The organism is Virgibacillus sp. FSP13, assembly GCF_054048505.1.
In genome coordinates, this window is record NZ_JBSVKG010000030.1 from 22,349 (window position 1) to 40,310 (window position 17,962).

A 17,962-nucleotide genomic window follows, 5' to 3' on the forward strand; every position below is an offset into this window, starting at 1 on the left:
ATAATTTTGCCGTATGATTGTACATAGTTTCTTTAATTTTGGTGTAAACCATGTAAAAAGGAGTGCTAGAAAGTTGAACGTTATTTTTTCATCCCTGCAATGGGCTTTATTTATATTAATGAGTAGTGTAGTAGTGCCGGTTGCTATTGCATCTAGTTATGGACTTGATGCGATTTCGACGGTTGAATTTGTTCAGCGAACGTTATTTGTCCTTGGATTAGCAGGGATCCTACAAGCGTTATTTGGACACCGCCTACCAGTCCAGGAAGGTCCGGCTGGTCTGTGGTGGGGTGTCTTTTCACTATATGCCGGATTGGGCTCAGTTCTATTTGGGTCACAAATGGAAACACTGCGGGTATTGCAATATGCATTTTTATTGAGCGGTGTTATTTTTATTTTGTTAAGTGTTTTTGGGTTGGTAAAAAAATTGGCACGTTTGTTTACCCCAACAGTTGTGGGTATTTACTTGATTCTCATGGTTGCGCAATTGAGCGGTTCATTTCTGCAGGGAATGTTTGGGTTAAACGGAGATTCAAATGTTGTTGATGGCAAGGTTCTTTTATTATCGATTATAATAGTCATCTTATCTTATGGCTTTATGAAAATTCCACGTGTTGGGCATTATTCCGTATTGTTTAGTATTATCTTCGGATGGATTTTGTTTTCCGTTTTTGGCCTCTCAAAGCCTGTAACAATGGTAAATTCATTCATGAAGCTTCCTGAAGTTTTTGCATTTGGCTCACCACGGATAGAAGCAAATATGATTATAATGGTTATTTTTATAACATTACTTCTCCTTGCGAATATGTTGGCAACCGTAAGCGTCGTTCAACAAGTATTAGAACGTCATCAAGTACCGGTAGAGAAGGATCGCTTGAAGCAAACGGGAATTATTTCGGGAATTAACCAATTACTTGGCGGGCTTTTCTCGGCAATAGGTGCGGTGCCTGTTTCTGGTTCGGCTGGGTTTATTGAAACAACAAAAATAACAAGCAAAAAACCGTTTATCATTGGTTCCCTTATGATCGTTGCAATTAGCTTGTTTCCACCAGTTACATCGTTTGTTGCGGCAATTCCCGAAGCTGTTGGGTATGCTGCGATATTCCCGGTGTTTGCTAGTATCATTAGTTTGGCGTTACAGGAGTTTGAAGGGGTTAAAAATAAAGGGCATGTTTTTCAAGTTGTAGGGATATCTTTATTTGCAGGAATAGGAGTAATGTTTATTCCTTCCGAAGCGTTTTCGGCAATGCCGCCAACACTTGTTTCTGTGCTTAGTAACGGTCTTGTATTCGGTGCCATCATTGCAGTCGTAACGGAAGCTGTATTAACGAAAATGGAGAAAAAGCAGGGGGAAACGGCTAGGTAGTTGAGAAGCCCTCACTTCAATCAGCCTGTAAGCGTGATAAGTGGTGGGTAGCTCGATTGGGTAGAGTTTAGGAAAGGAGATAGTTCTATGGCACGATGTACAAATTGTAATTATAAGTGGAAAGTGAAAGAAATTTTGTCACTTGGATTTTCAAAGAATGGTAAAGACTGTCCCAATTGTGGTCATAAACAATATATTTCGGCTGGAACTCAAAGATTATTCACATTAGGTTATCTAAGTCTTATATTCGTTCCGGTTCTTCTTTTCCGTATCAAATTAAGCGATAAAGATGAACCGATGTAGGTAACTTGTATATGTTAATACCGTATTCTCAAATTAAGACGTGATTTTTATAGCAAGTATTTTTAAATAGAAAACAGGAAAAAGTGAATTCGTAAACCTTATTATCCTTATTAAATGATTTAATGATGACCGGGGACGACTTTAAACTATGTTATAATAAATAGAAAGAATCTTTTGAGGTGATCAAAATGGGTGCGTTAAGCAACAATGCAAAACAAGAGCTTGCAAATGCATTGAATGATAAAAATGAGGCTATGTTTGTGGCCGATGGAAAGTTGTTCTCCCTTGAGGTGCATAATACGGAATCAGAAGATGAAAGTCTTGGCAATTTGGAACAGGAAATTGAATCATACCCAGAATCAAAAGACTCGCACCAGCGTTTTCTTGATAATCCTAACATGAAAAGGTATACCGCAAAAGAATTAAAGGAGCTGCGGTATGACCAAAGAAGATAACATGATTGATGAAATTAATCGTCTGTTATCTTCTTTTCCATATGCCGGAAAGATGGTTGAGCAGGGATCTTTTAAAGGTTTGCGTTGTCTAACATACGGAAAAAGGCCGACATCGAATGTTAAATAACGGGTTCACTTCAGAGGTGCAAACAAGCCATTTACAAGCAAAATCGCAGTAATATTAATATAATTTACTGCGATACTTTTGTTGCTACATAAGGACTTGTCTCTCTTTTGTTTGAAATTCACATAGCAAAACACACCCATTATCACAGATATGGAAATAAATATTTCCGTCTCGCGAATTTCTTGCGATTTAATATGTGAATTACTATGAGAAACAAAGGCATTTGGATTTTTATGTTAAAATGAAAATAGCAATAATACAGAGAAATTGTGAAATTTTACACTTAAACTAACTGGCAGAAGAGTTGAAGAAGAGGAGGAAGATTCTTATGGTTGTCTTATTAGAAAATATATTTCAAGTATCTGGAGTAGTGTTGCTCGTATGTGCAATTTATTATTATTTTCATTTTAAGAAAATCAAGAGGGAAAGGAAACTGACTCCGGTCGAGCTTACAGTTTACGTTGTAACTCAAATTGCATTTTTTCTTTTGGGAAGTAGTTATTTGCTTCTACTTTTGGATAAAAATTATTAAACAAACTGGTGCTTTAGTGGAATAGGTAATTAAAAAATATGGCTTAGAGAATTTATTTCTCTAAGCCTTTTTAATGTGATTTATATTGTGAAATCGGTTGTGAAAATCGCGTGAATTACCTTGTGAATTACGGCGCCAATTATCATTTTGTACCTCACAAGTAAACCCGTTAGAATGTTAAATTATTTGTTTTTTTATGCGGTTTATGAAAATGAAAGAGATATTGATGTTATTAACATTTTGCCATCCCCCTCAAAGCGAAAACGAATAAAATAATTCATGAATCGAGCCAGATTGCTTAACAAAGGGGTTTTGAAGAGCCTCTTTTTTATTTGACTTTTTCTATAAGTGATATAATATAAAAGTTGCATATGTTAGATATATATTGCATAAAACGTGGGTGAATTTATGAAAAATAATGTGAAGATTGCTCGTATTAAAGCTTCTCTTAAACAAGAACAATTGGCTTCGAGAACGGGAGTAACGCGACAAACAATTGGGTTAATTGAAAAAGGAACCTACAACCCAAGTCTTCAGTTATGCGTGGCAATCGCCAAGGCACTTAACAAAACTTTAGACGAATTATTTTGGGAGGTTTAATAGAAATGAAATCCTGGATATCGTTTTTGTTACCGAATGATGAATATAAAGAAAAGATGATGTTGTATTTTTACTGTGAAGGTGCGCTATTACTTCTCCTTTCTCTTATCGCAATGATTATATATAACAACTATTTTGATATAACAGTAGTTAATGCCTTATTATTATCACTTGCTATTTTTCTTTTTTATGTCTCAATAAGATATGTAGTATCCGGCATTGAATATACTGATGTGACTACAACTAAAGCATATAAAAAGGAATTAAAAATCATAGCTGTGAGGATAGCTGTATTTTTTATAAGCTTAATTTTAGGATATTTGATTTTCGCTGGTCCGGAGAAATGGTTTGAAATTTTATGGCTGACATTAAGTGTTAGCTTAAGTTGGTTTGTCGCAAGTTTTACTTCTTTAAAACGTTCTTATAACAAGAACAAGGATTTATTATAAACGGTAGTTTGTACAAGAAATCGGGCGCGATAACGAACTCAATTGTATCAGAATCGTGCCATTTTGTTGAGGAAAGAAAGCAAATCTAGAACAGGATTCGCTTTTCTCTTGCCTTTATCAACTATTTAACTAAAATAAATTAGCACAAAAAATCAAACTTCCTGAAATTTATCCAGATATACTAAAAACATAAAGGTTAGGGGGGGTGTCCTGTTGGCATATCAAGAATATGAACAAGCTATTCAAAGGTCACTAAAGTTTATTGAACAGCATCTTACAGACGAAATACAACTTCATTTTCTAGCTAAACATGTCGGTTATTCAAGATTTCACTTCCATCGTTTTTTTCAAAAGATTATTGGTAAATCGGCTATTAATTATATAAAGGAGCGCCGGATGACCCAAGCCGCAAGGGATTTAATTGTCACAGATCAAAGAGTGATTGACATTGCTCTGCGCTATCGTTTTGGCTCGCAGGAATCCTTTACAAGATCCTTTAAAAAAGTTTACGACATGGCACCAGGGCGTTATCGGAATTTGCTTAGGAAACTAATTAGTAAAGGAGATTCTTTCATGGTTACAGAAAATAATGCACCCATCGGTTGGGTAATGACGGGTGAATCGCCATCGGATTATGAAACAGGTTTAGATACTAGAATTGTCCACAACGGTAATTGCTCGGCATATTTAAAATCAAAGGGTGAGAAGGCACAGGGGTTTGTTACGCTCATGCAACAAATTAAGTCAGATAGGTATCGTGGAGAAAGGCTTAGATTTTCGGCATTTGTTAAAAGTATGGACATTAAAGAATCGGCGGGTTTATGGATGCGTATTGATCATTCTTCTGGTGAGGTACTTGCTTTTGACAATATGATGAATCGTCCAATCAAGGGAACTAATGAATGGAATTATTTCAGCCTTGTATTAGATGTCCCAATAAAAAGTGAAGTGATTGCGTTTGGAGTATTATTAAATGGTCATGGTCAAGTTTGGATGGATGAACTTGGCTTTGAAATTGTGGATGAAAGTGTTCCAGTGACCGAGCATAGACCGTCCGAAGATTTACTAGCCGAACCTGTCAATTTAAATTTTGAAAGTAATAGCACGCGTTAATCAAGGCAAAAAATGTGAGAGGGTGATTGGCTATGAAAAAGATTTTATCAATTTCTTTACTTGTTGTTAATACACTTACCATTATTATAGGGCTTGGATTTTTATTTGGAGAAGATGAAGAACAGTGCGCTGTGAAGTAAAAGTAGCATAGTATTTTAGCAAAAATACTGTTCAAAAAACAAGCGCGATTGCTGAAAATCTAAATGTGTTGAACGCAAAGGGATAAATCCTTTGCGTTTTTTCGTGTTGTTTTCAATGTTATTTAATATTTTCTCCACCGAAAGGGAACTACTTAGAAAACTGCATAAACGGTTTTTAAAGAGGAAGAATAAAAAGGCTGAGTGGAACGTGTCTGACTTGGCCTTTAAAAGATTCTATCACTTTAGATAAAAAAGTAGAGAAATAGTTAACAATAGAATTAAGTAGTTTAATATTAAACAGTTTAATGCTAAACTATATTGTAAAGGAGCTGATTACGAATGGGTAAACTACAAGATAAAATTGCAATTATTACTGGTGGTGCAGGTGGAATCGGCAAAGGGATGGCAACTGCATTTGTGAAGGAAGGCGCAACGGTCGCTATTGTGGACTTAAATGAAGAGGCAGGCAAAGAAACGATTAAAGAACTGCAGGAATATCAGTCTAAATCAATGTTTATTCAAGCGAACCTTGCTGAGCGCACGACAAACTAGAGGGGATCATTAAGCAGGTGGTGGACAAATACGGTAAATTGGACATCCTGGTTAATAATGCAATGCATCTACACATAAGCCCTTTGAAGAATTAACACAGGCTGATCTGGATTTGTCCTTTAATACGGGCTTTTATCCAACTTTTTATCTCATGCAAGCTGCTTTGCCATATTTAAAAGAATCCAAGGCAGCATTATAAACTTTGCATCTGGTGCGGGAATTGAAGGCCATTCTACACAAGCAGCCTATGCAGCTGCTAAAGAGGCTATTCGGGCAATATCTCGCGTGGCCGCAAATGAATTTGGCCAGTTCGGAATTAATGTTAACTTAATTTCGCCAATTGCTAATTCGCCGGGTGTACAGGCGTGGGCTAAGGAAGAACCTGAATATTATCAATCCGTATTATCCAATATCCCAATGCGCCGATTTGGTGAGTTGGAAAGTGATATCGGGCGGGCTGCTGTTTTCTTGGCCAGTGAAGATTCCAATTACATCACCGGTCAGACAATAATGGTTGATGGTGGTTCCATCAAACTACGTTAACTGGAGTGGTACCGTTTGGAAAAGAATAATGTGTTTAAATTGATTCGGGCGGTTGAGTTGTTTACCAATGAATCAATTATTAGATGAATAAAATCATTCAAGCATAACATTGGGATTTCCCCGATCCTTGTCTTGTCAGAACTAAAACAAAAGGGCGCACAAAAGCAATCCGAACTTGCCAATGAGCTAGGATACACTCCGGGTGCAATGACCAATATTGCAAACCGACTGATCAAAGATGGTTATGCAGATCGAAAATACGATGAAGCCGACCGAAGAATTATCCGATTGGCCATTACAGACACAGGCAAGGAACTGCTTGAAGAAGCACAGCAAAAGGGACTTGAGTTAAGAAAAGAGCTTTTTTCTGTCCTAACAGAAGAGGAAATAGAACAGTTTCTAGCAATTCATGAAAAGCTACTAAGGAATTTTGAAAAATAATTTATGGAGATGAATAGGATGGGTCGAGTACAAGGAAAAGTCGCATTGGTAACAGGTGGAGCGTCAGGAATTGGACATTCTGCCGCGACGTTAATGGCAAAAGAAGGTGCAAAGGTTGTAATTGGAGACTTTAATGTTGATGGTGCTAAAGAAGCGGCGGAGCTCATTAGGAATCAAGGCTATGAAGCTACAGGGATTTTTCTCGATGCAGGAAAGGAAGAATCCATCAGGGAAGCAGTGGAATTCACCGTGAAGCAGTACGGAACAATCAACGTTTTGTATAACAATGTTGGGCTAACAAATTTACAGAAGGATCTTGACGTGGTCAACATCGATTTGGCTGAATGGGATCGCTTAATGAATGTGAATACAAAAAGTGTGCTATTGGGCAGCAGGTTCGCGATTCCACATATGATCAAGGCTGGCGGTGGCTCAATTATTAATACTGCGTCAATGGCCGCATTTGCCGGGGATTCAACCAGATCATCCTATGGTGCGTCAAAGGCAGCGGTCGTGAACTTAACACGTTATATTGCCACACAATATGGAAAAGATAATATCCGCTGTAATGGAGTTGCACCAGGATTAATCCTAACACCGGCTGCTAAAAACAACATGCCACCAGAGGTATTGGACATTTTTGCGAAATTCAATGCACTTCCATATCATGGGGAGGCAGATGACATTGGCAATACTGTCTTGTTCTTAGCATCTGATGAGTCGAAATTTATCACAGGTCAAACAATTGAAGTTGAAGGTGGGCACTATATGGGAAATCCAAGTATTGCTGATTTTCAAGAATTTATGAAGAAGACGCAACAATAAATAGTTCACCATGGCGCATATCCACTAAAAAACAAGGTGGATATGTGCTTTATCATGCCTTTTTACTCAATTGGACAAGCTGTTTGGATTTTAGAATTATCCACGGAAATAAATGCGAATTTAGGCCTTGTTCAACGGATAAAATTGGTTGGGTTTTTAACTTGAAAAGCAACGAATGAAGTAGTATAATTCAAAATTAGATTCTATAAACAGACAATATATGTTGATGTATAACCTTGTATAACTTCAAGAATATGGCTTGAGGGTCTCTACCAGGAACCGAAAAATCCTGATTACAAAATAACTAATTTTGTAATCAGGATTTTTTTTATTTTTGGGACATGGGGACAGGTTTGTTGTCCCACCCTTGAACCCAGATATATCGTCAAACAGGACTGGGACAACAAACCTGTCCCCGCGTCCCGATTAGGAAAGGATTTGTGGTTTTGTATGAATTTTAAAGTATTTATACTCGCAATATCAGCTGTTGCAGTTGGGCTTGTTGAATTAATTGTAGGCGGGATACTTCCTGCCATTGCAGATGATTTAAACATTTCGCTTGCTACTGCAGGCCAACTGATAACAGTGTTTGCACTTATATATGCGATTGCCGGTCCAGTTTTACTCATATTAACAAGTAAAATGGAGCGGAAAAAAATATATCTTATCACATTGTTTGTCTTTTTTGCTGGTAATATCATGACATTTTTCAGTCCTAATTTCACCTTGATAATGATTGCCAGAATATTGACGGCGATGAGTACGGCATTAATTGTAGCCCTGTCTTTGACCATTGCTACCAAAATTGTTAAGCCTGGACAGCAAGCTAGGGCAGTAGGATTTGTGTATATGGGAATCAGCTCTTCGCTAGTACTGGGCGTTCCTTTGGGCATTTTAATTTCAGATGCATTTGGATGGCGCGTTATTTTCCTTTGTATCGCTGCCTTATCAGTCGGATCTTTTATTCTTGTTGCACTGTTTATGGACAAAATCCAGAGTGAAAAGACGGTTCCGCTAAAAACACAATTAAAGGCAATTGCTAGTCCGAAATTAGGAAGTGCCCATTTGGCAACCATGTTTATGCTTGCTGGACACTATACCCTTTATGCGTACTTTACACCTTTTCTGGAAACAACACTTCATCTGAATTCCACGTGGATCAGTATTGTTTATTTCGTATTTGGCATAGCAGCTGTAAGTGGAGGAGCGGTTGGCGGATCGCTTTCAGATAAAATAGGCGCCGAAAAAAGTATTCTAGTTGTGATTGGTTTATTTGCTATCGTACTGTTTGTGCTGCCATTTTCAACGGTTTCACTCGTTATATTTACGCCAATAATGATGATATGGGCTGCATTAAGTTGGGCACTTGCTCCACCACAGCAAAGTTATTTGATTCAAACAGACCCAAATACAGCAGATATTCAACAGAGCTTTAATAATTCTGCACTGCAGATTGGCATTTCCCTCGGCTCCTTGATAGGTGGTATTGCATTGGGACAAACCGGATCTGTAGCCAACATATCTTGGGTTGGTTGTGTAATTGTTATCATATCCTTGCTTTGTGCAGTATTCTCATTGAAAAAGCCAGTTGTTTCTCAGAAGTCTGAATTGGAAAATGCATAATGGTTAAAGCTGCACTATTGCAGATGAAAGGCGTATCCGGAATTATCCTGGATACGCCTTGTTTGTTTAATAGCCCACCTCAACAGCTGCATTCACAATATACATCAAATCATTTTTATCGTGTTTATCCTCAAGAAAAATGCCACTGGTTGTTGCCATACCGCCATTGACAGCTTCAACTGTTACGGTGCCATATGGAATCATCGCTTTGATTTTTTCCTCATCCAATTTGTCATGATCAGCAGGGATGGCTAATTTCACATTTACTTTCATATTTTCCAAATTCTCATCAGGGAGCATTTTTGTAATCCCTGGCATGGAATTATAATGAATCGCATCCTCAATTGCTCGCTGAGATGCTTGTGTCACATTTTGACCGTGAACATCAAGGCCTGTCCCGGTTTGAATAAATAAGAGTTGTTGCATGGTATCGCTCCTTATTGTGTGGTTTTTAGTGATGTTCCCTTGTGTTACATATAACAAACGTGTTGATTGGTAATAGCAAACATTCTAATAGAGCGTGTTCAAAAAGGAGGATAAAAAGGACCGAGAAGTTCGAGGCGGCGTAGTTTCGAGCAGCGGAATGTATGCATTTAGATACATGAGCAGCGGAGAAACAAGCCAACGAAGAAATTCGATGTGTCATTTTTACCGGACTTTTTGAACAACCTCTAATAGACATGAATTCGAGTCACTGGTCTTTCTCCAATTCCACAAGTTTGTTTGTTATCGATGCTTGCTCCTTCTCGGCAATATCATTTGTAATTATACCTTCTTTTAACAAGCGGTCAATGGCCTCGTGCTGTGCATATAAGGAATGTTTGTGGAGGACAGTTTGTTGTTTTTCCTTAAGATTAGGATATTTTTGCAACAGCTGCTCGACACCACGTTGTGCATTGGTTATTCCCAGTTCATATTTGTCTATGATTTCCTTTGCCACTGTTTCCGTTATTAACAGATTCCTTTTCACTTTTGTTATTTCTTCAATGGCTGTTTCGTATCGATATGAACGGGCAATAAGTTCACGATAATCCTTATATCCTTTCTCTTGCTTTTTGACACCTAGTAAGGATATAAGTGGCTTAATGGACAGTCCTTGGAGAACCAATGAGAATAACACCACACTAAAAGCCATAATCAAAATTTCCTCCCGACCTGCGAAATCATTAGGCAGACTGAGAACAAGTGCAATGGATAATGACCCTTTTAAACCGCCCCAATTTAAAATATGCTTCCATGGGTTGGGAAAATTTTTCATGAATAACAAACTACCATAAACTGCAATACTTCTCGCAACAAGCACGATTAGAATAGCAATAAAAATGAGTCCCCATTTATCTGCTACATTGATTCGCGTTATTTCCAATCCGACCATTAAAAATACGAGGGAATTTGCCAGCAGTGCTGCTACATCCCAAAAGTTACTAATATTTAACCTTGTCGTTGGACTCATCCCAATTTTAGTACCATAATTACCTAAAACAAGGGCAGAAACAACAACTGCGATGACACCCGATGCTCCAACGCTTTCTGCAAGTAAATATGCCCCATAAAAGAGAATGATGCTAAAAATAATTTCTAATGGATAATCATCGAAGTGCCTAGTTATACGGGATACCCCATATCCTAGAGCACCACCAATGATCAGTCCGAGCGAGATCACTTTTACAAATTCCCATAATCCCAAGCCAATACCTTCAAAGCCAAGATCAACATATTGTAGCAAGGAAAAAGCGGATATATTGAATAGAACAACTGCTAAACCGTCATTAAATAAACTTTCCCCTTCAATTACAGTTGCAAGACGTTTGTTTACGCCAACGCTTTTAAAAATAGACAATACGCTTACTGGATCTGTGGCGCTCATCAAGGCTGCAAATACGAATGCTACCGGGATAGAAAGCTGCAGAAGCCACATGGATGAAAAACCAACAACGATAAATGATAAGAAGGTCCCTCCAAAAGCAAGAGCAAGAACAGGAGCTTTATTTTCGTAAAGATGAGCGAATGGTAACTTTAATCCGGCTTCCCCCAATAATGCAGGTAAAAATAATGTAATAATGACAAAGTTAAACACTTCCCCTTCTGTAATAAACGCCTTTAACGGCCCCAACGCGGGAATGTTTGCAAGCCCAATGATTGCACCAACAATGACAAGTGCAATCGGATAAGGTTGTTTAAACTTTTTCGCAACAGCAGTAATCCCTGCTGCAATCATAATCATTATAAGTCCTAGTTCGAATATATGGTGTGGATCCAGATCATGCATGGACGCTTCCCCCTTCTGATTTTTCACGGATATCATTTATTTTCCCCAAACATATGAAAAAGATTAGATTCTACAAACATGATTAGGTAAACTGGGACATGGGGACAGGTTTCTTGTCCCAGCAGCATCGCAATATATTGTGTTAGGTGGGATGAATTTATGGATAAGTTAAATGGGGATACCCAATACATAAGAAGTCTTCGAATAAAAAAGGATGAGATACCTTCATATAACATGTTTCCGTATAATCTTCCGGTTGTCCGTACATTTAGGGAACTTGCCTTTCATCCTAATGTTACATACGTAATTGGGGAAAATGGAATGGGAAAGTCAACATTGCTTGAAGGCATTGCTGTTGCGTTAGGGTTTAATCCTGAAGGCGGAACACGTAATTTTAACTTTTCTAGTTATGACTCTCACTCTAAGCTTGATCAATATTTAACTATAATAAAAGGTGCACATAGACCAAAAGATAGCTTCTTTTTCCGTGCAGAAACGTTTTACAATGTGGCAACAAATATTGAGGAGATGGACGCACAACCAACTCCCGCCCCAAGGGTTATCGATTCCTTTGGTGGCAAATCGCTCCATGAGCAATCGCACGGCGAATCCTTTTTTGCAGCTTTTATCAATCGGTTTCAGGGTAAAGGGTTATATATTTTGGACGAACCAGAAGCCGCACTGTCCCCACTACTTGCCAGGATTCATGAGCTGGTCAATCAAGGATCACAGTTTATCATATCAACCCACTCGCCGATTATAATGGCATATACTGATGCAAAAATCATTGAGCTTACAGAAGAAGGCATGGACGAAAAGGCCCTAGAGGACACGAATCACTACACAATCATGAAACAATTCTTCGAGGACAAAGAACGCATACTGCATCACCTATTTCAATAATGCAGCAGAACGGGACATGGGGACAGGTCCATTGTCCCAGCAGTTTCATAATATATACTTTTGGGCAATGGACCTGTCCCTATGTCCTAGAAAAGGAATGATAGGAATGAAAATATCAATTGTTGCGGTTGGGAAATTGAAGGAAAAGTACTTAAAGCAAGGAATCCAGGAATATTTAAAAAGGCTCACCGCCTATGCAAAAGTAGATATTATCGAGGTTGCCGATGAAAAGGCTCCGGAGAACATGAGCGAAGCAGAAATGTTGGAAGTGAAGCGGAAGGAAGGAGACCGAATCCTAGGTGCAATTTCACCGGATACATATGTGATCACGCTAGAAATCAACGGCAAAATGCTAACATCCGAACAATTGGCAGCCAAAATGGATGAGCTTGCTACATATGGGAAAAGCAAAATTGCGTTTGTGATTGGCGGTTCGCTTGGGATAAGTGATGCTGTGCAGAAGCGGGGTGACTTGGCATTGTCATTTTCTAAGATGACGTTTCCTCATCAGGTAATGCGGTTGGTGTTGTTGGAGCAGGTTTATCGGGCGTTTCGGATTATGCGGGGGGAGCCGTATCACAAATAGGTAGCGGTTTACTTAAAAAACAAGCCAATTTTATTTATTAAAGTTGTTGGATACCTCTTCCAACAACATTTTTAAAACAACAGAATAGTTTTTATGCAACACTAATGGGAATTAACTAATTTTTATACTCTAAAGACTGTGGCAGTAAATTAAATCACTCCCCGTGCATGTGTCAGACTTTTCTCGTTGTGCCTTTAAACAATATTTTAGGGGCTATATTTTCGGGTACAATGCTGAACAATCCAAAACATTATACCAGTACCTAGGTTAATATATTTACATTCAATTTTAGTATTATATTTTAAAAGGTTCTCTGTAAAACATAGCAGTGATTCATCTCATGCACACTCACCTCCATATTTAACAAAGAACCTTTCTTTGATATGGATATGAAAACATATCAACTTATTCCTAGGACACGAATTATTTTAAATCAAGTGACTCCATTGTCCAAGATTGAATTTTATCAACGAGTTCCGGTTTATCAGTTAACTTTTCGCCGTAAGAAGGGATCATTTCTTTTAGCTTTGGTTTCCATTCATCAAGCTGCTTAGGGAAACAATTTTCAATTAAACGAATCATGTCTGAAACGGATGTTGAGGCACCTGGAGAACCACCAAGTAATGCGGCTAAGGAGCCATCTTTACTACGTACAACTTCTGTATCGCTAAATTGAATTGTTCCTTTGCCCTTATCTGTATCTTTAATTACTTGTACACGTTGTCCTCCCACTTTTAGTTCCCAATCTTCATCTTTCGCATCAGGGAAGAATTCGCGCAGTTCTTTCATTCGTTCTTTTTTTGTTAATCTTAATTGTTGGATTAAGTATTGTAATAATGATAAGTTTTTTGCACCTGCAGCCATCATCGTAATTAGATTATGCGGTTTGACTGAGCCAAATAAATCCATATTTGATCCTGTTTTTAGGAATTTAGGTGAAAAACCAGCAAATGGTCCGAAAATCAACGTTTGTTTGCCATTAATTGTTCTTGAGTCCAAGTGTGGAACAACAAGTAGTGGAGCTCCATCTGGATTTTTACCATATACCTTCGCATGATGCTGTTTTATTACCTCAGGATTATTACATTCCAAGTATTGCCCACTAATTGGGAATCCTCCTATATGTTTGCTTTCAGGAATTTGCGTTTTTTGTAGTAAAGGTAAACTTTTACCACCAGCACCAATAAATACGAACTTCGCTGTGTGTGTTTCAATTACCTCTTCACCTTTTTGAACGGTAACTTCCCATAAGCCGTCTTTCCTGCGCTTGATATCTTTAACATTGTGGTTGTAATTGATATTCACATTTCTTTTTTCTAAGTAATCACACATTGCGCGAGTTAGTGCCCCGTAGTTAACATCAGTACCATCATCAATTTTTGCCCCAGCAACGGCTTCATTTGTTGATCGATCCTTCATCATAAGTGGGAACCATTCTTTTAGCATACTTGGATCATCAGAGTACTCCATTCCATTAAACAATGGGTGCTTAGACATTGTTTCAAAACGTTTCTTTAAAAAAGCTACATTTTTTTTGCCTTTTACAAAACTAATATGCGGTAAACTTGTAATAAAGTTACGTGGTTCTCCAATTAAATTTTGATCCACTAGATAAGCCCAGAACTGTCTTGAAAGTTGGAAGCGTTCATTTATTCTGATTGCAGCTTCCATATCAATTGTGCCATCAGGTTGCTCAATTGTATAATTCATCTCACATAAAGCAGCATGTCCTGTTCCTGAATTATTTCGTTCATTAGAGCTTTCTTTACCAGCTTCATCAAGTTGTTCAAATACTGTAATTTTCCATTCGGGTGCTAATTCGTTTAGCAACACCCCTAAGGTAGCACTCATAATTCCTGTACCAATTAAAATAGCATCTGATGTAGATGGTCTGTTATTCATATAAATCACCCTCGTATAATAATAATTTGGTAATTCTTTCAAAGTTTATATTTTCCGTATTGTTAGTGAAGTACCCAACTTAAATTTGGGATTATGGTCGGACGGATAAAGAAATATTTAAGTTCGTTCGTCTTAACACCGTTTAAAGCAGGTCATCAGATGACTAGCTTGTTTAGAAAGGCCCTACAGTTTGTAAAGCCAGAACAATCATTGTTAATCAATATATTCCGCAATTAAACGGTCAACTTCAATCAGATGATCACGCATTGCTTTTTGAGCATTTACTAGGTTTCTGGCCTTAATGGCCTCAAAAATACGCTGATGTTCTTTGAAAAGAGCACCTTTTCTCTCATCTGAATATAAAATTAGCCGACGTGTTTCACGCATAGATTCAACCATAATGTCGGAAACACTTCCCATTAGGTTTATCAGCATTCTATTATGTGTTGCATTCACTACGCTTAGGTGGAATTCAAGGTCTGCTTTTTCACCAAGTTCCCCTTTTCCCTTCGCATCGTACATTTTCTGTAATGCCTTTTCCATCGGGATTAAATCTTCTTCTCGGTGACTAAGCGCAGCAGCACTAGCTGAACCAACTTCGAGAATTTTCCGCACCTCGGATAATTCTTTGATATCCTCACGCTTTAACAGCAGCGCAGTGGTAACAGGGAGTGAAAATTGAGAGGGATCAAACTTGGTAATATATGTTCCTTCCCCCTGTCGCATTTCCACTAAACCAATGGCACGTAATCCGCTTAATGCTTCCCGGACCGCCGAACGGCTGACATTGTAATCTTTTGCTAACTGTTCAACTGAAGACAGTTTATCACCTGGTGAAAGTTCTCCAGACTTTAACATGTCGATCAATGAATCTGAAACTTCTTCATATATTTTTCTTGTCTTTATCGGCTTAACATTCAAGATATCCCTCCTATCCTACATTCTAGTTTACCGCATAGGTGCCAAATAAGGAAGAAAGAGCCTAGTCCACTTTGTATTACGGTGCTTTGTTTGTTAACGCTTTCTATTTATTTGTAGGTAAACTGCATTTTAAATGAATTGCATGATTATAAATCCGCCAATACCAGCTAAAATGCCATATAATATTGCTGGTGTTAACGTCTTTCGGATAATATCTCCCTCTTTACCTGTCAAGCCAACAACTGTTGACGCTGCAACAACATTATGAACACAAATCATATTCCCAGCAGCAGCACCAATAACCTGGATTGCCAATATAATCTGAGGATTCATACCAACTTCATTTGCTACATTAAACTGAATTGGTGAAAACGTCAGTGTTGAAACGGTTGCACTACCGGTAATAAATGAACCAAGTTCTCCAAGGAATGGAGCAACAAATAACCATCCGGAACCAAATGTTTCTGCCAATGTCCCGGCAATGTATTGTGGCATACTAACTAAGTCATTCATATTCAAACCAGAATTGGAGAACACTTGTACCAGTGCAAGTGTTGAAAACAAGGCAAGGCCAGCACTCTGAACTTGTCCAAGTGATTTTTTTGATGCCTTTGTGAAATTTGAAAATGACTTACGCTGGATTAATATTGCAAATAGAGCTGCAATGATTAAAATTGTTCCAGGAGAGTACAACACTTCCCATCCAGATGTTATCCCTTCAATTCCAAGAATATTACTCCATGTCCAATCAACGTGATTAAGGGTAAACGCTTTAATTGGGTCTATGATTCTAGTGATAAGCAGTAACCCTACTACCATTAGATATGGTGACCAAGCCTTTATTAACCCCATATTAGATTTATCTTCTGATACTTTGAAATCAGATTGGAGTGCCTCATTCCACGTTGTCTTTGGTAGGAGAAACCCTTTTCTTGCAGTTAATGTGGCAACAGCAAGTCCAGTTAATGAAGCCAAAATGGCCACAAACTCCTGTCCAAATAATGTTGCATATAAAAGCGATGACCCTGTATAGGTTATACCAATGAGAAGTGCCCATGGTACCATTGATAATGTACTGGATAGTCCCTTTTTCTTACCAAAAAATAGAGTCAAAATAGCAATTAAAATAAGTGGTACAAACGTTCCAGCAAACAAATCAATCAGTGTAACATTCACACCAATTTCATTAAAAAATGCTAAATTTGCATTAGGAATATTACTTAAACCTACTTGAATCGGTGTACCGACAGCGCCAAATGATACAGGAGAACTATCAGCGATTAAAGCCAATGCAGCAGCAGCCATTGGGTTAAAACCAAGTGCTACCATTAAAGGGCCTGTCACAACAGCTGGTGTCCCAAATCCTGCAGCCCCCTCGATCAATGCACCGAATAAGAATGCGACAATAATAACTTGAACACGCATATCGCTTGAAATATTACGAAAACCCTGATTTACCCGATCCACCGCACCGGTATGTCGGAGTGTATTTAGTAAAACAATAGCACCAAATAGAATCAATAGAATTGTCAATGCTTTATGTAGCCCTTGAAGTATGGAAGCAATGACAATTGTCCCACCCATTCCCCACACAAAAAGTGCTAAGCCAATTACAATGAGTGCACTAAAGAGCATTCCTTTAACTGCTGGCATTCTAAAGATAACTAGGAAAATGAATGGTGCAATTATCGCACTTAATGCTGCAAATAATAACATGTTAAATAATCCCCCCTTATTATGAGTTCACCAAAAAAACGCTTTCATTTTGTGGTGATCTAGTTGTTCGTTCCTCGGGTCATCTGATGAGTTATTTTTATTTTAAAGCGAATTTAAGATTACGTCAATAACTTTAGACTTATTGTAATTATCTGCATATGCAAAAGTGGAAAGCGTGGAAGTTGTCGAGGAAAAGGCTCCGGAAGATATGAGTGTAGCTGAGATGAGGTCAAACGGGAAGAAGGCGAGCGTATTCTTTTAAACATTCAGCGAGGATACATATGGAGTCAATCCCCCGCTTCTCTACCGCTTTAGTGTAGTGGGGGATTGGCACAATATTTGCTATTTAATAGCGGGCGATCCAAGGCATAATATTGGATCCAAGGCATAATATTGGTAAATATGGAAGTTGCTAAAGAAAAACACGGGAGGAACCCTGTGTCAAACAAATCCAACTCCTACATTTCCCCCTGCGTCCTAAAAACCAATAACACTCACAAATATTGATGTGTATCAACATTTGTGAGTGTTTTAAAATAAACTCGTTTTTTACCTAAAATATCAGTTGTTCCTACATCATACACACAAAATTTAAA

The 17,962-nt window shown here is 38.1% G+C and carries 17 protein-coding genes, 1 pseudogene and 1 riboswitch; of the genes and pseudogenes, 13 read left to right on the forward strand and 5 right to left on the reverse strand.

Going from position 1 to position 17,962, the window contains the following annotated elements:
- The first annotated feature begins 73 nt into the window (after positions 1-73).
- The 11 genes and pseudogenes from ACW2QC_RS18010 to ACW2QC_RS18060 all read left to right on the forward strand — a co-directional run bounded on the left by ACW2QC_RS18010 (position 74) and on the right by ACW2QC_RS18060 (position 9,069).
- Complete coding sequence (locus ACW2QC_RS18010) at positions 74-1,366, forward strand: purine/pyrimidine permease (RefSeq protein ID WP_457545326.1); 1,293 nt, start codon at positions 74-76, stop codon at positions 1,364-1,366.
- A gap of 87 nt (positions 1,367-1,453) precedes the next feature.
- The gene (locus ACW2QC_RS18015; protein ID WP_457545327.1) at positions 1,454-1,669 is read left to right on the forward strand and encodes a TIGR04104 family putative zinc finger protein; all 216 of its coding nucleotides are present in this window, start codon (positions 1,454-1,456) and stop codon (positions 1,667-1,669) included.
- 188 nt (positions 1,670-1,857) lie between these two features.
- Entirely contained in the window at positions 1,858-2,124 is a 267-nt protein-coding gene (locus ACW2QC_RS18020) for a hypothetical protein (protein ID WP_457545328.1), read from the forward strand.
- A complete protein-coding gene (locus ACW2QC_RS18025) occupies positions 2,108-2,251 on the forward strand; it encodes a hypothetical protein (RefSeq protein WP_457545329.1) in 144 nt (47 codons plus the stop codon). Before ACW2QC_RS18020 ends, ACW2QC_RS18025 begins: the two co-directional genes overlap by 17 nt.
- Before the next feature lie 940 nt (positions 2,252-3,191).
- Entirely contained in the window at positions 3,192-3,383 is a 192-nt protein-coding gene (locus ACW2QC_RS18030; protein WP_457545330.1) for a helix-turn-helix transcriptional regulator, read from the forward strand.
- Positions 3,384-3,388: 5 nt separating this feature from the next.
- Positions 3,389-3,832: a hypothetical protein gene (locus ACW2QC_RS18035; protein ID WP_457545331.1), complete on the forward strand. Its 444-nt coding sequence runs from the start codon at positions 3,389-3,391 to the stop codon at positions 3,830-3,832.
- Between the two features lie 213 nt (positions 3,833-4,045).
- Complete coding sequence (locus ACW2QC_RS18040; protein WP_457545332.1) at positions 4,046-4,945, forward strand: helix-turn-helix transcriptional regulator; 900 nt, start codon at positions 4,046-4,048, stop codon at positions 4,943-4,945.
- Positions 4,946-5,424: 479 nt separating this feature from the next.
- Positions 5,425-6,180: pseudogene (locus ACW2QC_RS18045) on the forward strand (SDR family NAD(P)-dependent oxidoreductase).
- A 132-nt stretch (positions 6,181-6,312) separates the two neighbouring features.
- Complete coding sequence (locus tag ACW2QC_RS18050) at positions 6,313-6,621, forward strand: MarR family winged helix-turn-helix transcriptional regulator (protein WP_457545333.1); 309 nt, start codon at positions 6,313-6,315, stop codon at positions 6,619-6,621.
- 18 nt (positions 6,622-6,639) lie between these two features.
- Complete coding sequence (locus ACW2QC_RS18055; RefSeq protein ID WP_457545334.1) at positions 6,640-7,446, forward strand: SDR family NAD(P)-dependent oxidoreductase; 807 nt, start codon at positions 6,640-6,642, stop codon at positions 7,444-7,446.
- Positions 7,447-7,662: 216 nt separating this feature from the next.
- A riboswitch (purine riboswitch) is annotated at positions 7,663-7,762 on the forward strand.
- Between the two features lie 134 nt (positions 7,763-7,896).
- Positions 7,897-9,069: an MFS transporter gene (locus tag ACW2QC_RS18060; RefSeq protein ID WP_457545335.1), complete on the forward strand. Its 1,173-nt coding sequence runs from the start codon at positions 7,897-7,899 to the stop codon at positions 9,067-9,069.
- A gap of 66 nt (positions 9,070-9,135) precedes the next feature.
- On the opposite strand, the gene ACW2QC_RS18065 is transcribed toward ACW2QC_RS18060, so the two are convergent.
- Positions 9,136-9,495, reverse strand: coding sequence for a Lin0512 family protein (locus ACW2QC_RS18065; RefSeq protein WP_457545336.1), 360 nt, complete (start codon positions 9,493-9,495; stop codon positions 9,136-9,138).
- 265 nt (positions 9,496-9,760) lie between these two features.
- Positions 9,761-11,338, reverse strand: a complete 1,578-nt coding sequence (locus ACW2QC_RS18070; RefSeq protein WP_457545337.1) for a Na+/H+ antiporter — start codon at positions 11,336-11,338, stop codon at positions 9,761-9,763.
- Between the two features lie 159 nt (positions 11,339-11,497).
- Here ACW2QC_RS18070 and ACW2QC_RS18075 point away from each other — a divergent pair, with 159 nt between their 5' ends.
- Together ACW2QC_RS18075 and rlmH are read left to right on the forward strand one after the other, a co-directional pair.
- Complete coding sequence (locus ACW2QC_RS18075; protein ID WP_457545338.1) at positions 11,498-12,241, forward strand: AAA family ATPase; 744 nt, start codon at positions 11,498-11,500, stop codon at positions 12,239-12,241.
- 106 nt (positions 12,242-12,347) lie between these two features.
- A complete protein-coding gene (gene rlmH / locus ACW2QC_RS18080) occupies positions 12,348-12,827 on the forward strand; it encodes a 23S rRNA (pseudouridine(1915)-N(3))-methyltransferase RlmH (RefSeq protein ID WP_457545339.1) in 480 nt (159 codons plus the stop codon).
- Between the two features lie 423 nt (positions 12,828-13,250).
- On the opposite strand, the gene mqo is transcribed toward rlmH, so the two are convergent.
- The 3 genes from mqo to ACW2QC_RS18095 all read right to left on the reverse strand — a co-directional run bounded on the left by mqo (position 13,251) and on the right by ACW2QC_RS18095 (position 17,366).
- Positions 13,251-14,729: a malate dehydrogenase (quinone) gene (gene mqo / locus ACW2QC_RS18085; protein ID WP_457545340.1), complete on the reverse strand. Its 1,479-nt coding sequence runs from the start codon at positions 14,727-14,729 to the stop codon at positions 13,251-13,253.
- 213 nt (positions 14,730-14,942) lie between these two features.
- On the reverse strand, positions 14,943-15,650 hold the full coding sequence (locus tag ACW2QC_RS18090) for a FadR/GntR family transcriptional regulator (protein ID WP_457545341.1): 708 nt from the start codon (positions 15,648-15,650) through the stop codon (positions 14,943-14,945).
- 129 nt (positions 15,651-15,779) lie between these two features.
- Positions 15,780-17,366 (reverse strand): L-lactate permease, encoded by a 1,587-nt coding sequence (locus ACW2QC_RS18095; RefSeq protein ID WP_457545342.1) that lies wholly within the window; start codon positions 17,364-17,366, stop codon positions 15,780-15,782.
- Positions 17,367-17,962: the final 596 nt, after the last annotated feature.

Coding starts and splice junctions, on each gene's coding strand:
- ACW2QC_RS18025 (WP_457545329.1), top strand. CDS start 2,108: ATGACCAAAGAAGATAACATGATTGATGAAATTAATCGTCTGTTATCT.
- ACW2QC_RS18020 (WP_457545328.1), top strand. CDS start 1,858: ATGGGTGCGTTAAGCAACAATGCAAAACAAGAGCTTGCAAATGCATTG.
- mqo (WP_457545340.1), bottom strand. CDS start 14,729: ATGAATAACAGACCATCTACATCAGATGCTATTTTAATTGGTACAGGA.
- ACW2QC_RS18095 (WP_457545342.1), bottom strand. CDS start 17,366: ATGTTATTATTTGCAGCATTAAGTGCGATAATTGCACCATTCATTTTC.
- ACW2QC_RS18060 (WP_457545335.1), top strand. CDS start 7,897: ATGAATTTTAAAGTATTTATACTCGCAATATCAGCTGTTGCAGTTGGG.
- ACW2QC_RS18070 (WP_457545337.1), bottom strand. CDS start 11,338: ATGCATGATCTGGATCCACACCATATATTCGAACTAGGACTTATAATG.
- rlmH (WP_457545339.1), top strand. CDS start 12,348: ATGAAAATATCAATTGTTGCGGTTGGGAAATTGAAGGAAAAGTACTTA.
- ACW2QC_RS18035 (WP_457545331.1), top strand. CDS start 3,389: ATGAAATCCTGGATATCGTTTTTGTTACCGAATGATGAATATAAAGAA.
- ACW2QC_RS18030 (WP_457545330.1), top strand. CDS start 3,192: ATGAAAAATAATGTGAAGATTGCTCGTATTAAAGCTTCTCTTAAACAA.
- ACW2QC_RS18065 (WP_457545336.1), bottom strand. CDS start 9,495: ATGCAACAACTCTTATTTATTCAAACCGGGACAGGCCTTGATGTTCAC.
- ACW2QC_RS18055 (WP_457545334.1), top strand. CDS start 6,640: ATGGGTCGAGTACAAGGAAAAGTCGCATTGGTAACAGGTGGAGCGTCA.
- ACW2QC_RS18075 (WP_457545338.1), top strand. CDS start 11,498: ATGGATAAGTTAAATGGGGATACCCAATACATAAGAAGTCTTCGAATA.
- ACW2QC_RS18015 (WP_457545327.1), top strand. CDS start 1,454: ATGGCACGATGTACAAATTGTAATTATAAGTGGAAAGTGAAAGAAATT.